The sequence below is a fragment of the Nocardia sp. NPDC051463 genome (assembly GCF_040681975.1).
GTDB lineage: Bacteria > Actinomycetota > Actinomycetes > Mycobacteriales > Mycobacteriaceae > Nocardia.
On sequence record NZ_JBFBAB010000003.1, the window covers coordinates 291,983 to 307,026 of the forward strand.

Here is a 15,044-nt window from a genome sequence, read left to right on the forward strand (position 1 = left end):
GGGCAATTGCCCGACAGCAGCTGATCTTCTTGGTCCCTACCATCGAGCGGGTCGCAGGGTAGAGTCGCAGGGTAGAAACACCCAGCATTTCACTCCGAGGATGGCCCACTGTGCGCTGGATGCGATCGGGAGTCTTCGCTGATCCGCCGATGGAACTCACAGTCGCGGAACGCAAACGAGGCGAGCGGGCAGCTCGGAAAGCGGCCCGCGACACGCGGAAGTCCCTGGTACGGACAAAGCGGTACCAGTATCGGCGCTACCGGGAAAAGGCCGGCGACAAGTACCTGGATTGGCCGCAGTGGCGCATCGCCTATCTCGAGGAATATCGACGCGGACCCCACCCTCAGTCCACAAGGGGTGGCATCTCCGCCGGGGACAGCTTCATGGCGAGCTGACGCCGTGGATCGGCCCGCTGAACGGGCGAAGTCGCTGAATAGTGCCGTGCAAGCATAGTTGCACCCCATCGGATCCGGTTGCTGATACAGGCAACCTCAGCTGCTCCCGAACTATCCGCTCATGCCGCGACCCGCGCGGTTCGGACCGGCTGGGCTGAGTCAGCCGAAGGCGCTGAACCGCGGATGGCGTCTGTGAGGACCACTCCGATCCACTTGATCTCGCTACTACCTGCCGTCACTCCCTCCACGGGGCGTTCAACGTTCGAGGTGACGGCCGGTGTCGCGCCGAGCGGGTCGCGGGCTCCGACGAACGTGCCGCTATCGTCGGAACGACAATCGGAGATTCCGAGATTTCGGGATGTGCGGAACGGAAGCATCGATGAGCGAAGCGAGTTCGACAATGCAGTCCGCGGCCGGAACCCGCCTCAATCGGAAGGGGCGGGAGACCAGGCAGCCCGCCGAGCCGATGGCCACCTGTCGGCTCGGCGGCCGACGAACTGCGGCACCGTTTCACAGCAACGGGTCGCCGACTGGTCACCAGCTGGACCAGCGCAGCCGAGCTGATCAACCAGGCATCCCACACCCTGTGTTCGTCCAGTAGGTCGAGATACTCTCGACGCTCGGGGTCATTTTCACTTTCCACCGCGAAGGCCCGGTCCATCAGCCTCCACCGTAAATCCACGGTGCCACCGTGCTGGAAATCGAGGAAGAGCCGGTAGGTAGTGCTCGTTGATCAGGGTCGGATGGCGGGGGTGCGCCAAACCGCCAGGGCCGCAAGGCTGCTGAGGGCGGCGCCGAACCACAGCACCGCGGTCAGCGCCACGTTGTCGGCGATGAGGCCGCCGAACAAGGCGCCCAGCGCGATGGCCAGGTTGAACATGGCGGTGTTCAGTGCGGTGGCGGCTTCGGTGGAATCCGGTGCGGCGCGCAGGATCCAGGTCTGCACACCGACCGGAATGCCGCCGAAGGCCGCGCCCCAGGCGAGCAGAAGGGCGACGCCGGTGATCGGAGTGCCGCCCGCGAGTGCGACCAGTGCCAGCACCGTGGCGAGCAGGGTGCTGATGGTGATGAGGGTGGCGCGGATATCGCGACCGCCGGCCGCGCCGGTGACGAAGTTGCCGATGATGCCCGCGACGCCGAAGGCCAATAGCGCAGGGCCGATCATCTGCTTGTCGATGCCGCTGTGGGACTGCAGGATTGGGCTCACGAACGTGAATGCGGCGAAGTGCCCGCTCACCAGGAGGAACGTGACCAGGACACCGGCCCGTACGATGGGATTGCCGAACTGTTCGCCCAGAGTGCGTAGCAGGACCGGTTCGGTGGCGGGCATGTTCGGCAACAGCAGCAGCAGCGCCACGACCACCAGCAGGCCCAGGCCGCCGAGAACTCCGAAAGCGATGCGCCAATCGGCGAGTTCGCCGATGAGTGTTCCGGCCGGTACGCCGAGCACGTTCGCGGCGGTGGCTCCGCCGAAGGCGATGGCGGTGGCTTGCGGGACATACTTTTCGGGCACCATGCGCACGGCTATCCCGGCGGCGAGCGCCCAGAATCCGCCGATGGCGATCCCGACCAGGAAGCGTGCGGCGAGCAGGATCGCGAAGCTAGGGGCGAAGGCGGACAACAGATTTGCCGCGACCATCAAGGTGATGAGGCCGAGCAGCACGACGCGACGATCCAGCCGCCCGATCGCCACCGGCAGCAGCGGTGCGGTGGCGGAGGCAACCAGGCCGGGCACCGTCACCATCAGGCCGGCCACGCCATCGGAGACGTGCAGCGCACCGCCGACCGAGGACAGCACGCCGACGGGCAGCTGTTCGGATGTCACCACAGCGAAGGTGCCCATCGCGACAGCCGCGACGGCGAACCAGCGCCGCAGCGGTACTCGCTCCGGGGCAGAATCGACGGCTACTGGGACGGCGTGAGACATTCGATACTCCTTGATGTGAATCTTTACGTTGATAGATGAGCGTTCAGATCAGTTCAGGCCGCCGTCGACGCGGATGACCTGCCCGGAGACCCAGTCGGCGGCAGAGCTGGTGAGCCACATGACCACTCGCGCCGTGTACTCCGGCTGGCCCAGGCGTCCCCGTCGATGACCGGGTACCAGGGTCGCGGGATCCACACCGGGGCAGAAGGAATCGGTCACCAGGCCGGGCGCGACCGCATTGACGGTGATATCCCGTGCCGCCAGCTCGTGCGCGCCCGCCAGCACCAGCCGCTCGACGGCGGCCTTCGCCGCCGAATACAACCCCAGCCCCTCGGGCACGTCGGCGGCGAGCGCACTGGTCAGCGCCACGTAGTGACCGTGATCGGCGAGATGACGCGCAGCGGCCCGCAGCGTGTGGAACGCACTGCGGGTATTGCGGTCGATCAGCAGGTCGAAATCCGCATCGGTGGTGTCCGCGAGCGATCTTCCCACCGCCGCACCCACGGTGTGGACCACGATGTCGAGTCGGCCATGGCGGCCGACCACACCCGCGAACAGGGCGTTCACATCGGCGGATCGGGTGGCGTCCGAGCGAATCGCTTCCGCGGTCACGCCGTGCCGATCCAGTGCGGTCAAGGTCCTGGCCGCGGCATGCTCGCCCTGGGAGTAACTGACGACCGTGGTCGCGCCGCGTGCCGCGAACAGTTCGGCACAGGCCGAGCCCTGGTTGCGGCTGCCACCGATCACCATCGCAACCTTGCCCTCGAGATCGCGTGTCGAGAGTGTGGAAGTCATCGGGAGCGGTCCTTTCCGGAGTCGGTGGAGTGCCTCCAGCCTGCTGTGCCGGCCGCGCGAGCGGAAACACAAGATTCTGGTGCCTGCCACCGGTGTTCTCGGTGCCACTCACAACCACTTTCGGCTACGGTGATTCGCGTGATCGACCTGGATATTCGCCAACTACAGTCGTTCCTGGTGGTGGCCCAGGAACTGAACATCACCCGTGCCTCGGCCCGGCTGCACATCAGTCAGCAGACGCTGTCGACCCAAATCCAGCAGCTCGAACGCACGCTGGGCGTGACGCTGCTGGTCCGGACCTCACGTGGGGTACTGCTCACGCCCGCCGGTGACGAACTGGAACGTGGCGGCAGTGCGGTGGTCTCCGACATCGGTGAGCTCACCGAACAGGTGCGTGCCGCCGACAGGGGGCGCCTGGGCACCCTGCGAATTGCCTGCTGCCCTTACGCCACTGCCCTGTTCGCCACCGAGGTCGCCGACGCGATGGAGGCCGCGGTGCCCGGGCTCGAAGTCGAATTGACCACGGTGCGAACCCCACCCGAGGAGCGGGCGCTGTTGCTGTCGGGCGAGGTCGACGCCGCCTTCATGTGGCTCCCGCTCGGCGACAACCGTTTCCACCACGCCGCCGTGCGCAGCGACCCGCGCGCGGTGGCCCTGCCGGCGGGGCACCGGCTAGCCGAGCAGGACGCGGTGACCCTCGCCGAATTGGCCGACGAGCCGGTCATTCGCCCGGATATATTTCTGTCCGAGGAGAATCTGTGCCACTGGATCGCTGATCCCAGGCCCGACGGCACGGCCGCCTTACGCGGTCCAGTTCTGGCAACGGTCGAGGACTGCCTGATGGCAGTCGCTCGCGGCAAGGGCGTCTGGCTGGCCCCGGAGCCCCTGAGCCGCTGGATCCCGGCATCGACTATCCAGTGGCGGCCCGTAAAGGACGCGGCCGCTTCCGAACTCGCGCTCGTCTGGACCGACCGGACCCGGCAGCCACTGGTCGCCAGAATGATCGCCGAGGTCCGGAAGGTCACGGGCTGGGCCGATCGCACCGACTGAGGGCAATGGCTGGAAATCGTTGTCGGTCGGCCACGTGCTCTAGCCCCGATGACCGCTGGTGTTTGCGTTGCTCGCGGACACACTCTCATGCCGCTGAGCGCGGGTTCTGCCCGGTGACAGATACAACCTGCCTGTGACAACCACGACCCGTTGCCACAGCACCGCACCGAAAGATAACGAATTCTCGTGATTCGTGGCCACCCTCGTTACGGGCAGAGTTATCGGCATGACGAACAACGACATCCGCCCCTTCCACATCGAGATCCCGCAGACCGCCATCGACGAGCTGCACGACCGACTGGTCCGCACCCGCTGGATCGACGACCTGCCGGGCACCGGCTGGGAGCGCGGCGTGCCCGTCTCCTACCTGAAGGAGCTGGCCGGCTACTGGGTGGAGAAGTTCGATTGGCGGGCGCAGGAGGCGGCGCTCAACGCCTACCCACAGTTCACCACCACTATCGATGGGCAGAACGTGCACTTCCTGCACATCCGCTCGGTGGACGAGAATGCCACGCCGCTGCTGTTGATCCACGGTTGGCCGAGCTCGATGGTCGACTTCCTCGACCTGATCGGTCCGCTGACCGATCCGAAGACGTACGGGAACCACGATGCGACCGCCTTCCACCTGGTCATCCCTTCACTGCCGGGCCACGGTTTCTCCGGGCCGATCACCGAGGCCGGCTGGAACGACGGCCGGATCGCTGCCGCGCTTGCCGAACTGATGGCCAGGCTCGGCTACGACCGCTACGGCGTGCAGGGTGGCGACCACGGCGCCTTCATCGGTCCGCAGCTCGGCCGTGTCGATGCCGAACATGTACTCGGTGTGCATGCCAATGCGCTGGTCACCTTCCCGACCGGTGATCCCGCCGATATGGCGGCGCTCACCGACGCGGAGAAGCGGCGGCTCGGTGCGATGAAGAAGTTCCAGGACGACGGCTCGGCCTACATGAACCTGAAGGGCTCCCGCCCGAATACCATCGCGCAGCTGCTCGCCGATTCCCCGGCAGGTCAGCTCGGGTGGATCATCGAGAAGTTCAAGGAGTGGGTCGATCAGTCGCATGAGCTGCCCGAGCAGGCCATCGACCGTGACCGGCTGCTGACCGAGGTGAGCATCTACTGGTTCACCGACACCGCCCGCAGCGTCGCCAATTTCTACTACGAGCGCTTCCACGACGCCGCGATGTTCGCGCCCAAGCCGAAGGGCACCGTCCCCACCGGTGTCGCAGTCTTCAAAGACAACGATTACGCCATCCGTCGCTTCGCCGAGAAGGCACACAACATCACCCACTGGTCGGAGTTCTACTCCGGCGGCCACTTCCCGGCCCTCGAGGTCCCCGAACTGCTGATCGGCGACATCCGCGAGTTCTTCGCGAGTCTCACACGCTGACCCTGGCCGGGGCGAAGGCCCGTAGCGCAGAGGCTGCGGGCTTTCGTGGTTCGCACGCCGTCGGCCAGCATGCTGACGTGGCGGCCCTGATTTCCTTCCGAGCGTGGTCGCTGCCGCAGCACCGATGACATGTAGTCTCTCTCGCCTCGGTTGTGTTGCCCCCCTTGCTGTTCGAGTCGGGAATCCGGTGCTGGATTCACGGCCCGAGGTACAGCCGTTCGCACGGGAGACGGGGTAGGTCGCTGCCGTCGCTGGGCAGCACATGCACGCTATCGAGGTAATGGTGGCGAGCTTCGTCCGCGAGGAATCGTTCGGCGGCGGTCGTGCGGGCGGCGAAGTTCAGGATTGTGCCGTGCAGGTCGATCCTCAATTGGACGTCGGGATCCTCAGGCTGTGTCGTCACTGCGGCTCGAGGAGGAACACGGGACTCACCGTGCCTCCCGGCGATCACACTTGACCAGCGCCGCCAGGACGGAAATCATGTTGGGCCGGAATCGATCTCGAATCGGAGACAACCAACCTCGACTGTCGTCACCTGGCGAAGGCAACGTCAGAACATCGTTCGGGGCGACGATCAGCGACCCGGTCTTCGACAGCGCCGAGCTGATGCGATGGTTGTCGGCCTCCTCGGGCGGATACGGCCCGGTCAGAAAGATCAGCCGACGCATCGGATGCCACAGCACCGGTCCGAGCCAACCTTGTTCCGCGAGAGCGGCTTTCACCCGATATCCCCAATACTCGGGCATATCCGCCGCACGGACCTTGCCGCCGATTACGACCGCCAGCCGGCCCCGGCGGTCGACATGGGCCGGTAGCCCGCACACGGTTCTGAGGTAGTGGAGGTGGTGCAGAACGTCTTCGGATACATCGGGCGCGCTCATGGGGATCCTTGCGTGGCAGTGAAGTTGGGTGCGCCCAGTCGTGGTCGATCCCTGAGGGGTGAGATAGCTCCGGTTGTGGAGATAAGACCTTCCTGCGCGGGCGCAACCAAAGGACACACCCAGGTGCAACGTGGGAATGGCGGATCTGGGAATCCCAGAAAACTTGCGCGATTCCCCAGCATGATGCCCCCTGGTGGTGGCACGATTTCTACGACTGGGAATTCGGGTCGACCTGTGGGGGAATCGATGTCAGAGGATCTGAAGAGCGCGCGTGGAAGCACATTGCCGCGCCGCCAGCTCGGCCGTCACTTGCGCGATGCGCGCCTTGCCATCGGGCAGACGTTGGAAGAGGCCGCAAAGCTGATGGAGTGGAGCAAGAGTGGTCTTCAGCGCCTCGAGACGGGACAGGTCGAACGGATACGCACCCACGATGTCCGGGTCCTGTGCGAGCAGTACCAGCTCAGCAAGGACGAAACGGATGATCTGCTCGCACTGGCCGAGCAGACGGCGGTGAAATCATGGTGGCATGATTTCGGATCGTTGATTACTCCGGCGTTCGACGTCTACATGGGTCTGGAAGGCTCTGCATGGGAGCTCGCGATGTTCCAGCCATCTGTAATTCCTGGCTTGTTACAGACTGCGGACTATGCGAGGAGTCTGGACGCGGTGTACTTCCCGGACGATACATCCGAGGAGATCGACCGACGCGTCCAGCTTCGCGTCCGCCGACAAGGGATCATTACGAGGCGCAATCGGCCGGCGAAGTTCACTGCGGTGCTACACGAGTCGGTTCCGAGAACCGTGATCGGATCGCCGAAGGTAATGGCAGCACAGCTGCGCCATCTTGCCGACCTCGGCTCGCGGCAGAACGTCGAAATACGGATACTTCGATTTCGTGCGGGCTTGCCCGTGGGATGGTCGACTGGACCGTTTGTGATTCTGGACTTCGGGTTGGACAAGAAGGGGCACCCAGCCGAGCCGAGCGTCGTATTCGTGGAAGGGTTCACGGGAGGGATCTTCCTCGAGGGGCTTACCGACCTGGACAGGTACCGTGAGGCTCACGGGATCATCCACCGAGCCGCGCTGGATGCTCAACCCAGTCGGGATCTCTTACGTGAGATAGCAAGGGAGTTTGACCGTGAACGTTGACCTGTCGAGAGCGAAGTGGTTCAAGAGCAGCCACAGCGGCGGGGGCCAAGAATGTCTCGAGGCCGCCCATCTCGGCGGGGGCATGGTCGGTGTTCGTGACTCCAAGAACCCGGCAGGTCCGGCGCTGGTCTTCACCCCGGGAGAGTGGGATGCGTTCGTCGCTCGAGCTCGTGACGGCGAGTTCGATCGCCCCTAATTGGGTCCTCTTGGTGTTAGGAACGTTCGGATGTTCGAGCAATGGGTAGGCGTCGAACTGATCCGCAATGATCAGTGCTCTTCGAAGCGTTCTGTTCCGACGACGACCCCCTACCGAGCGCAGTCGACGATAACCGCAGATCCGCTACGTCGGGATGGTGACATCTCGCCAGGGCCCGCGCTATGCGGCTCGGTCCAGGCCCAACATAGAGTGCTGCCTGCCTTTCGCCCGTGCGTTGGGTGGGCTGTCGCGTAACACCGGCAGGCGTTCGAACAGTTGCATGTTCCCCACGAAAAGTGGGACTTGAGTCTCCACATGGGGGAGACGTGAAGGTGAGTGCATGGACGGCGACACGCTTTACTCGATCGGGGAGACGGCCGAACGGACCGGGCTCTCCGTCAAGACGATCAGGTTCTACTCCGACAGCGGTGTCGTGCCGCCGACCACGCACAGCCCCGCCGGTTATCGGCTCTACGACACTGCCGCGCTGGCCCGACTACAGCTGGTGCGGACGTTGCGAGATCTGGGTGTCGACCTGGTGGCGGTCCGGCAGGTGCTGGATCGGACGCGGTCGCTGCCCGAGGTCGCGGCCTCGCATGCCGAGGCGATCGAACTGCACATTCGCACACTTCGATTGCGGCACACGGTGTTACAGGCGATTGCCGCGCGGGGCTCGACCCCCGAGGAGATGGAACTCATGCACAAACTCGTCAAGCTCTCCGATGCCGAGCGCCGCCGACTGATCAGCGATTTCGTCGAGGACACCTTCGGCAGCGTCGACGCGAATCCGGCGTTCGTCGACATGATTCGTGCGGCGATGCCGGAACTGCCCGATGATCCGGAACCCGCTCAGATCGAAGCCTGGGTGGAGCTCGCGGAGCTCACCACGGACACGGATTTCCGTGCTGCCGTGCGTCGCATGGCCGAGTATCAGGCGGCCCAGCGCGCCGAGGGCGACACCACCGGCCTGCATCACGAACTGACCGAGCTGGTCCGCGATCGGGTCGAGCAAGCCCTCGCCTCGGGCATCGCGCCCGATGCGGACGAAGCGAAGCCGATCGTCGACGAACTCGCGCGGCGATATGCCGCAACGTTCGGCCGTCCCGACGACGCCGCACTGCGGCAGTGGCTGCGAGCGCGCCTCGACGTCGCGGGAGATGTTCGGACCGAGCGTTATTGGCAGCTGCTGGCCGCGATCAACGGTTGGCAGCCTCCGCCGAGTTTGACACCGGTGTTCGCGTGGTTCGGCGCCGCACTGGAGGCGTACGACGCCTAGCCTCGTCGATTGTTCAGGCACGGGGTTGGTTGGTGATCGACACGAGTGGACAGTGCGGATTTCGGCGCCCGACTGGAGCTGGGTGGTGCAAGGGCGATCGCCCCGTCGATAGCGTCGTCCGTTGAGAGGCCGCCGGTAGCGGCCCCTCAACGGCACCGGAATACGGCCGTCAGTCCAGATCCGCCAACTTGGCGAGGATGGTGGTGGCCATGGCGGCAGGATCCCCGTCGTCGGGACGCAAGATCAGTTCGGGATCGGCCGGTACGTCATACGGGTCGTCGATTCCGGTGAAGCCGCGGATCTCCCCGGCTCTGGCCTTGGCGTACATCCCCTTCGGATCGCGGGATTCGCAGATCTCCAGCGGCGTGTCCACGAAGACTTCGACAAAGGCGATGCCCGCGGCTTCATGAGCGGCTCGTGCCCTGTCGCGATCGGCCTGGTAGGGACTGATCAGGGAAACCACCGCCACCACACCGGCTTCGGCGAACAGTCGAGCTACTTCGCCTACACGGCGGACGTTTTCGACGCGATCCGCCGCGGCGAAACCCAGGTCGGAATTGAGACCGTGACGCAGATTGTCGCCATCCAGCAGGAAGGCGGGGCGGCCCGCCGCGACCAGCCTGCGTTCGAGTTCCACCGCGACTGTGGACTTCCCGGAGCCGGAGAGCCCGGTGAGCCAGACGGTCATGCCCTTGGTCGCGCGCTCGTCGCGCCCGACGGCGGTGGAGTGCCAGACCACTCGGGAGGACGGCAGGCTCGGTCCGGTGATCATGCCCGCGGCGACGGTGTTGTTGGTGGTTTCGTCGACGAGGATGAAACTGCCGGTGGTGCGGTTGCGGCGGTACGGATCGAACAACAGCGGCTGCCGGGTGCGCAGCTGAATGCGGCCGATCTCGTTGAGCGACAGGGACTCCGCTGTCTCGTCGCGGTGCAGCGTGTTCACGTCGAGTCGATAGTCGAGGGTGCGGATCTCGGCGGTGGCGGTGCGGGTGGTGTGCCGGATGGTGTAGGTGGCGCCGGGGGTCAGCTCGGACTCCTCGGTGAACCAGCACACCATGGCGTCGAGGTCGCGATCGGCGTACGGCCGGTTAGCCGGGCGGCAGATGAGATCGCCACGCGCGATGTCGATTTCGTCGGTGAGCTGGATGGTGACCGCCTGTGGCGGGAACGCCTCTGCGACCGGGGTGCCGCCCGGCCCCCAGATCGCCGCGACGGTGCTGGTGAATCCCGACGGCAGCACCGCCACTTCGTCACCGGGTTTGAACACCCCGCCCGCGACGGTGCCCGCGTAGCCGCGGAAATTCTCGGCATGCCTGCGGGTCACGTACTGCACGGGGAAACGCGCATCGATCAGGTTGCGATCGGAGGCGATGTGGACCTCTTCCAGGTGGTGCAAGAGGGGGGAGCCCTCGTACCACGGCATGGCGGTGCTGCGGTGCACGATATTGTCGCCGGTGAGGGCCGACATCGGGATGAAGGCGAGGTCGGCGACGTCGAGTTTGGTTGCGAACTGGGCGAATTCGTCGTGGATCTCGTCGTAGCGTTCCTGCGACCAACCGACCAGGTCCATTTTGTTCACGCACAGCACCAGATGCGGAATGCCGAGCAGGCTGGCAAGGAAGGCGTGCCGTCGGGTCTGTTCGACGATGCCCTTGCGGGCATCCACCAGGATCAACGCGAGGTCCGCGGTAGAGGCGCCGGTGACCATATTGCGCGTGTACTGGATGTGGCCGGGTGTGTCGGCGATGATGAATTTCCGTCGGGGCGTGGCGAAATAGCGGTGCGCCACATCGATGGTGATGCCCTGTTCACGTTCGGCGCGCAGGCCGTCGGTGAGCAGTGCCAGATCGGGGTAATCGTCGCCGCGATCGCGGCTGGTGCGCTCCACGGCGGCGAGTTGATCGGTGAAGATGGTTTTGGAATCGAAGAGCAGCCGCCCGATCAGGGTGGATTTGCCGTCGTCGACGCTGCCCGCGGTGGCGAGGCGCAACATGGTTGTCGTCGTCATCAGAAGTAGCCTTCTCGTTTGCGGTCTTCCATGCCTGCCTCGGAAATGCGATCGTCGGCGCGGGTGGCGCCGCGCTCGGTGACGCGGGTCGCGGCGACTTCGGCGACCACTTCGTCGGGGGTGGCCGCCGTCGATTCCACGCATCCGGTGCAGGTCGCGTCGCCGACCGTCCGGAACCGCACCGTGGTGTCATAGGGCTGCTCGCCGTCGAGGAGCTCGAGGAAGCGGGTGTGCGCGAGGAGCATCCCGTCGCGCTGCACTACCGAGCGACGATGTGCGTAGTACAGCGGCGGCAGTTCGATCCGCTCGGCGGCGATGTAATGCCAGATATCGAGCTCGGTCCAGTTCGACAGCGGGAACACCCGGATGTGCTCGCCCGGGCGGTGGCGCCCGTTGTAGAGGTTCCACAGTTCGGGCCGCTGGTTGCGCGGATCCCACTGACCGTATTCGTCGCGGAAGCTGAACACACGCTCCTTGGCGCGGGCCTTCTCCTCATCCCGTCGCGCGCCACCGAATATCGCGTCGAATCTGTGCTCCCGAATCGAGCGCAGCAGGGTGTTGGTCTGGAGCCGGTTGCGAGAAGCGCGCGGCCCGGTCTCCTCGACCGAGCGGCCCGCGTCGATGTCGTCCTGCACGCTGCCGACCACCAGCCGCAGGCCCAGTTGCGCGACCGTGCGATCCCGGAATTCGATCACCTCGTCGAAATTGTGCCCGGTGTCGATGTGCATGACAGGGAACGGCAGCGGCGCGGGCCAGAAGGCTTTGGCCGCGAGGTGCAGCATCACCACCGAGTCCTTGCCGCCGGAGAACAACAGCACCGGCCGCTCGAACGTCGCCGCGACTTCACGAAAGATGTGTGCCGACTCGGCCTCGAGTGCGTCCAGATGTGGGAGCTCGTAGGCGTACCTCCGCGTTCGCTCCAGCCGTGCGCGTGTTTCGGACGGACTATGTCCGGCAGCACCTACTTCGGTGCTCGCCGTCGACTTTGCGTACTGGCTCACCAATCAAAACTAGAACACGTTTCGCTCCTTGGTCAATGGGGCGGCTCGGGTTTGCGTCCGCCGGACGCGGCGGTCACCGCATCGGCGGCGGCCACGAGAGCGGCTCCGCGGCGGACGATTTCGGCGCCGGTAATGGCGGCGCCCACGTACATGGTGAGCACCATGTTCTGTCCGCCGTCGCCGCCGTAGGTCGGTGCGGCCAGCAAGCTCACCGGATGTTCCTTGCGTGGTCGCAGATCGGTGCCGAGATGGACTCGTTCCCCGAGACTGGTGACCAGCTCGCCGACGAGTTCGCGCACCTCTTCGGGCAGGTCACGGGCGGCGACACCGGCCAGTAGGGAGTACAGGCGGCGACCCGCGCCGGTCAGGCTCTCTACTAGATATCCGCGCTCCCTGCACTCCGCGACGACCTGGCGCAACCGGGCCACATCCTGCTGCAGCGGCACCGTCGGCGGCTTGGCCAGCCAGGCGTCGAAGGCCGCGTCGGAGTCCCATAGCACGTACATCAGGCCGACCGGCGGCGCGAACAGATAGGAGGCGCCGACCTTGACCATGCCGGGCCCGGTGCTCTCCAGTACCGTGATCTGCTCGCCGACCACTGCCGACGCGGTGCAGGTCGTGCGGTATTCGGCGGTGAGTTTCTCCAGCTCGCCGCGCGCGATGGCGGAGATGGCGAAGCTGTCCTGGGCGACCCGGCCCGCCGCGATGAGCGCGGGTCCGAGGCCGTAGGTGCGGGTGTGCGCGTCGCGAACCAGGTAGCCGCCCGCGCTGAGCTCGGTGAGAATGCCCAGGCAGGTCGGTTTCGCCAGGTCGAGCTCGCGGGCCAGCTCGGAAAGGCCGAAGCGTTTGCCACGCCGCTCGACGAAGAAGTCCAGCACTTGGACCACCCGCTGGGTGGGCGCGGATCTACGGGCAACCATTGACCACTCCTAGAACACGTTCTAATCTTGCTCGTATAGAAATGTACCAGACCGGTACATATTTGGAACACCAGCAGCGACTGTTCGCCGGTCGCTCGAGACAACGGGAAGCCACTTGCTGACACAGCCGTTCGCGGACGCCATCGCCGCCGCCGAGCAGATCATCACCGGCGCACCACACATCCGGACCGAACAGGATCTCGTCGAGGGCTACGACTATCTCGCGGGCAGCATCCGCGCGGCCATCCAGATGGCCTGGGCCTATGAGCGGGACTTTCCGTTCTTCGTGCAGTCCACCGGGCCGTACACGAAAATGGGCCTGGACAACCCGGACACCCTCTACTTCCACTCCTACCTGCGACCCGACGCCGAATATGTGGTGACAGGCAAGCGCGGCAGCACCCGCGACCTGAGTTTCCAGGTGCTCAATGGCGACTACTCGCCGGTCGAGGTCCCCGACAGCCTCACCGCATTCGACGACCGCGCGATCGAGGTCGCCGCGGACGGTTCCTACGAGCTACGCCTCGGACCGGGTGCGGCGTGCCCCGGCTATGTGCATCTCGCACCGGACTCCGCCATGCTCGTGATTCGTGAGGTCTACAGCGATTGGGCCACCGAGAAGCCCGGCACCGTTCGCATCCAGCGGGTGGACCGAATCGGCGACGCGCCGCCGCCGCTGACCAAAGATCTGATGACCAAGCGCTACGGGGTCGCGGGAAAGATGCTGCTGTCGCGGTTGAACACCTTCCTGGCCTTCCCGAAGTGGTTCTATCTCAACCTGCCCGTCAATACGATGACCGAGCCGCGTTCCACCCCGGGCGGCCTCACGACGCAATTCTCCTCGGCGGGCCACTACGAGCTGGACGACGACCAGGTCATGATCATCACGGTGCCGAAATCCGATGCGCCGTATCAGGGCTTCCAACTCGGCAGCATGTGGTATCTGTCGCTGGACTACATCAACCACCAGACCAGCCTCACCGCAGACCAGGCGCGAGTCGACCCCGACGGCATGATCCGGCTCGTGGTCAGCGAACAGGATCCAGGACTGGCCAACTGGATCGAGCGCACCGGGCACGCGCGCGGATACCTACAGTTCCGCTGGCAGCGACTGGCGCGGGAAATGAAGCCGGAAGACGGACCCACGGTGGAGGTGGTCGCGCTCGACGAACTACCGCAGCGGCTGCCGTTCTACGAACAGGCGCGGGTGACTCCGCAACAGTGGCGGGCACGGATCGCGGCGCGTCAGGTCGCCGTGGCGGAAAGGATGTTGGGCTGATGTTGTTGCAGGACAAGGTCGTTGTGGTCTCGGGTGTCGGTCCCGGACTCGGCCGGGCGATCGCGGTGCAGAGTGCGCGCGCAGGCGCCGACGTGGTGCTCGCCTCGCGCACCGAGTCGCGACTGACCGAGGTGGCCGAGGAGATCACCGAACTCGGCAGGCGCGCGGTGGTGGTGCCGACCGACATCAACGACGAGGCGGCCGTGGTCAATCTGGTCGAGACCGCGCAGAGCGCGTTCGGTCGGGTGGACACCCTGGTGAACAACGCATTCGCGATTCCGCCGATCACCGATCTGGCGACTGTCGACCTGGACGACGTTCGGGCCGGCTTCGAGACGAATGTGCTTGCCGCACTGCGGCTGACCCGTCTGTTCGTGCCGGCGCTCGCCGAGTCGAAGGGGTCGGTGGTGATGATCAACTCGGCGGTGCTGCGGCATTCGCGACGCACCTTCGGTCCGTACAAGATGGCCAAGGCGAGCCTGCTCGCGCTTGCGCAGAGCCTGGCGACCGAGCTCGGTCCGCAGGGTATCCGAGTGAATTCCGTTGCCCCCGGCTATATCTGGGCCGACAACCTGAAGTGGTATTTCAACTATCTCGCCGAGCAGCGCGGGATCACCGCCGAAGAGGTCTACGCCGAGACGGCGAAAACCATCGATCTGCGCAAGCTGCCCGAACCCGATGAGATCGCCGACGCCGTGGTGTTCTTCGCCTCGCAGTTGGCGCGGGCGATCACCGGAGCCTGCCTGGATGTCAACGGCGGCGAGTACCACCACTGACCCG

At 65.4% G+C, this 15,044-nt stretch carries 15 protein-coding genes; 8 read left to right on the plus strand and 7 right to left on the minus strand.

The annotated features are described in order from the left end of the window. Positions 1 to 119: 119 nt before the first annotated feature. Positions 120 to 395 (plus strand): hypothetical protein, encoded by a 276-nt coding sequence (locus AB0M74_RS08640; RefSeq protein WP_364903449.1) that lies wholly within the window; start codon positions 120 to 122, stop codon positions 393 to 395. Positions 396 to 1,128: 733 nt separating this feature from the next. Here AB0M74_RS08640 and AB0M74_RS08645 read toward each other — a convergent pair. Together AB0M74_RS08645 and AB0M74_RS08650 are read right to left on the minus strand one after the other, a co-directional pair. Beyond that, a complete protein-coding gene (locus AB0M74_RS08645) occupies positions 1,129 to 2,322 on the minus strand; it encodes an MFS transporter (RefSeq protein WP_364903452.1) in 1,194 nt (397 codons plus the stop codon). Between the two features lie 48 nt (positions 2,323 to 2,370). After that, positions 2,371 to 3,117 carry an SDR family oxidoreductase gene (locus AB0M74_RS08650; RefSeq protein WP_364903455.1) on the minus strand — a complete coding sequence of 249 codons (747 nt, stop codon included), beginning with the start codon at positions 3,115 to 3,117 and terminating at the stop codon, positions 2,371 to 2,373. A 138-nt stretch (positions 3,118 to 3,255) separates the two neighbouring features. Between AB0M74_RS08650 and AB0M74_RS08655 the strand changes: the two genes are divergently transcribed. Together AB0M74_RS08655 and AB0M74_RS08660 are read left to right on the plus strand one after the other, a co-directional pair. After that, positions 3,256 to 4,167 carry a LysR family transcriptional regulator gene (locus AB0M74_RS08655; RefSeq protein WP_364903458.1) on the plus strand — a complete coding sequence of 304 codons (912 nt, stop codon included), beginning with the start codon at positions 3,256 to 3,258 and terminating at the stop codon, positions 4,165 to 4,167. 226 nt (positions 4,168 to 4,393) lie between these two features. Beyond that, positions 4,394 to 5,554 (plus strand): epoxide hydrolase family protein, encoded by a 1,161-nt coding sequence (locus AB0M74_RS08660; RefSeq protein ID WP_364903461.1) that lies wholly within the window; start codon positions 4,394 to 4,396, stop codon positions 5,552 to 5,554. A gap of 196 nt (positions 5,555 to 5,750) precedes the next feature. On the opposite strand, the gene AB0M74_RS08665 is transcribed toward AB0M74_RS08660, so the two are convergent. Together AB0M74_RS08665 and AB0M74_RS08670 are read right to left on the minus strand one after the other, a co-directional pair. Continuing rightward, positions 5,751 to 5,957: a hypothetical protein gene (locus AB0M74_RS08665; RefSeq protein WP_364903464.1), complete on the minus strand. Its 207-nt coding sequence runs from the start codon at positions 5,955 to 5,957 to the stop codon at positions 5,751 to 5,753. A 25-nt stretch (positions 5,958 to 5,982) separates the two neighbouring features. Then, positions 5,983 to 6,435 (minus strand): hypothetical protein, encoded by a 453-nt coding sequence (locus tag AB0M74_RS08670; RefSeq protein WP_364903466.1) that lies wholly within the window; start codon positions 6,433 to 6,435, stop codon positions 5,983 to 5,985. A 246-nt stretch (positions 6,436 to 6,681) separates the two neighbouring features. Between AB0M74_RS08670 and AB0M74_RS08675 the strand changes: the two genes are divergently transcribed. The 3 genes from AB0M74_RS08675 (at position 6,682) to AB0M74_RS08685 (ending at position 9,056) form a co-directional block, all read left to right on the plus strand. Then, positions 6,682 to 7,584: a helix-turn-helix transcriptional regulator gene (locus AB0M74_RS08675; RefSeq protein WP_364903468.1), complete on the plus strand. Its 903-nt coding sequence runs from the start codon at positions 6,682 to 6,684 to the stop codon at positions 7,582 to 7,584. Continuing rightward, positions 7,574 to 7,780 (plus strand): DUF397 domain-containing protein, encoded by a 207-nt coding sequence (locus AB0M74_RS08680; protein ID WP_364903470.1) that lies wholly within the window; start codon positions 7,574 to 7,576, stop codon positions 7,778 to 7,780. Before AB0M74_RS08675 ends, AB0M74_RS08680 begins: the two co-directional genes overlap by 11 nt. Before the next feature lie 340 nt (positions 7,781 to 8,120). Continuing rightward, a complete protein-coding gene (locus AB0M74_RS08685; protein ID WP_364903473.1) occupies positions 8,121 to 9,056 on the plus strand; it encodes a MerR family transcriptional regulator in 936 nt (311 codons plus the stop codon). Between the two features lie 169 nt (positions 9,057 to 9,225). Here the strand turns inward: AB0M74_RS08685 and cysC are convergent, their stop codons facing one another. The 3 genes from cysC to AB0M74_RS08700 all read right to left on the minus strand — a co-directional run bounded on the left by cysC (position 9,226) and on the right by AB0M74_RS08700 (position 12,985). After that, positions 9,226 to 11,064, minus strand: a complete 1,839-nt coding sequence (gene cysC, locus AB0M74_RS08690) for an adenylyl-sulfate kinase (protein WP_364903475.1) — start codon at positions 11,062 to 11,064, stop codon at positions 9,226 to 9,228. Beyond that, positions 11,064 to 11,987: a sulfate adenylyltransferase subunit CysD gene (gene cysD, locus AB0M74_RS08695; protein ID WP_364903675.1), complete on the minus strand. Its 924-nt coding sequence runs from the start codon at positions 11,985 to 11,987 to the stop codon at positions 11,064 to 11,066. The genes cysC and cysD overlap by 1 nt, the downstream gene beginning before the upstream one ends. 110 nt (positions 11,988 to 12,097) lie before the next feature. Further along, on the minus strand, positions 12,098 to 12,985 hold the full coding sequence (locus AB0M74_RS08700; protein WP_364903478.1) for a helix-turn-helix domain-containing protein: 888 nt from the start codon (positions 12,983 to 12,985) through the stop codon (positions 12,098 to 12,100). Positions 12,986 to 13,100: 115 nt separating this feature from the next. Between AB0M74_RS08700 and AB0M74_RS08705 the strand changes: the two genes are divergently transcribed. After that, positions 13,101 to 14,264 (plus strand): hypothetical protein, encoded by a 1,164-nt coding sequence (locus tag AB0M74_RS08705; protein ID WP_364903481.1) that lies wholly within the window; start codon positions 13,101 to 13,103, stop codon positions 14,262 to 14,264. Beyond that, positions 14,264 to 15,040, plus strand: coding sequence for an SDR family oxidoreductase (locus AB0M74_RS08710; RefSeq protein WP_364903483.1), 777 nt, complete (start codon positions 14,264 to 14,266; stop codon positions 15,038 to 15,040). Before AB0M74_RS08705 ends, AB0M74_RS08710 begins: the two co-directional genes overlap by 1 nt. The last annotated feature ends 4 nt before the right edge of the window (positions 15,041 to 15,044 follow it).

Coding starts and splice junctions, on each gene's coding strand:
- AB0M74_RS08640 (WP_364903449.1), top strand. CDS start 120: ATGCGATCGGGAGTCTTCGCTGATCCGCCGATGGAACTCACAGTCGCG.
- AB0M74_RS08645 (WP_364903452.1), bottom strand. CDS start 2,322: ATGTCTCACGCCGTCCCAGTAGCCGTCGATTCTGCCCCGGAGCGAGTA.
- AB0M74_RS08650 (WP_364903455.1), bottom strand. CDS start 3,117: ATGACTTCCACACTCTCGACACGCGATCTCGAGGGCAAGGTTGCGATG.
- AB0M74_RS08660 (WP_364903461.1), top strand. CDS start 4,394: ATGACGAACAACGACATCCGCCCCTTCCACATCGAGATCCCGCAGACC.
- AB0M74_RS08670 (WP_364903466.1), bottom strand. CDS start 6,435: ATGAGCGCGCCCGATGTATCCGAAGACGTTCTGCACCACCTCCACTAC.
- AB0M74_RS08675 (WP_364903468.1), top strand. CDS start 6,682: ATGTCAGAGGATCTGAAGAGCGCGCGTGGAAGCACATTGCCGCGCCGC.
- AB0M74_RS08685 (WP_364903473.1), top strand. CDS start 8,121: ATGGACGGCGACACGCTTTACTCGATCGGGGAGACGGCCGAACGGACC.
- cysC (WP_364903475.1), bottom strand. CDS start 11,064: ATGACGACGACAACCATGTTGCGCCTCGCCACCGCGGGCAGCGTCGAC.
- AB0M74_RS08700 (WP_364903478.1), bottom strand. CDS start 12,985: ATGGTTGCCCGTAGATCCGCGCCCACCCAGCGGGTGGTCCAAGTGCTG.
- AB0M74_RS08710 (WP_364903483.1), top strand. CDS start 14,264: ATGTTGTTGCAGGACAAGGTCGTTGTGGTCTCGGGTGTCGGTCCCGGA.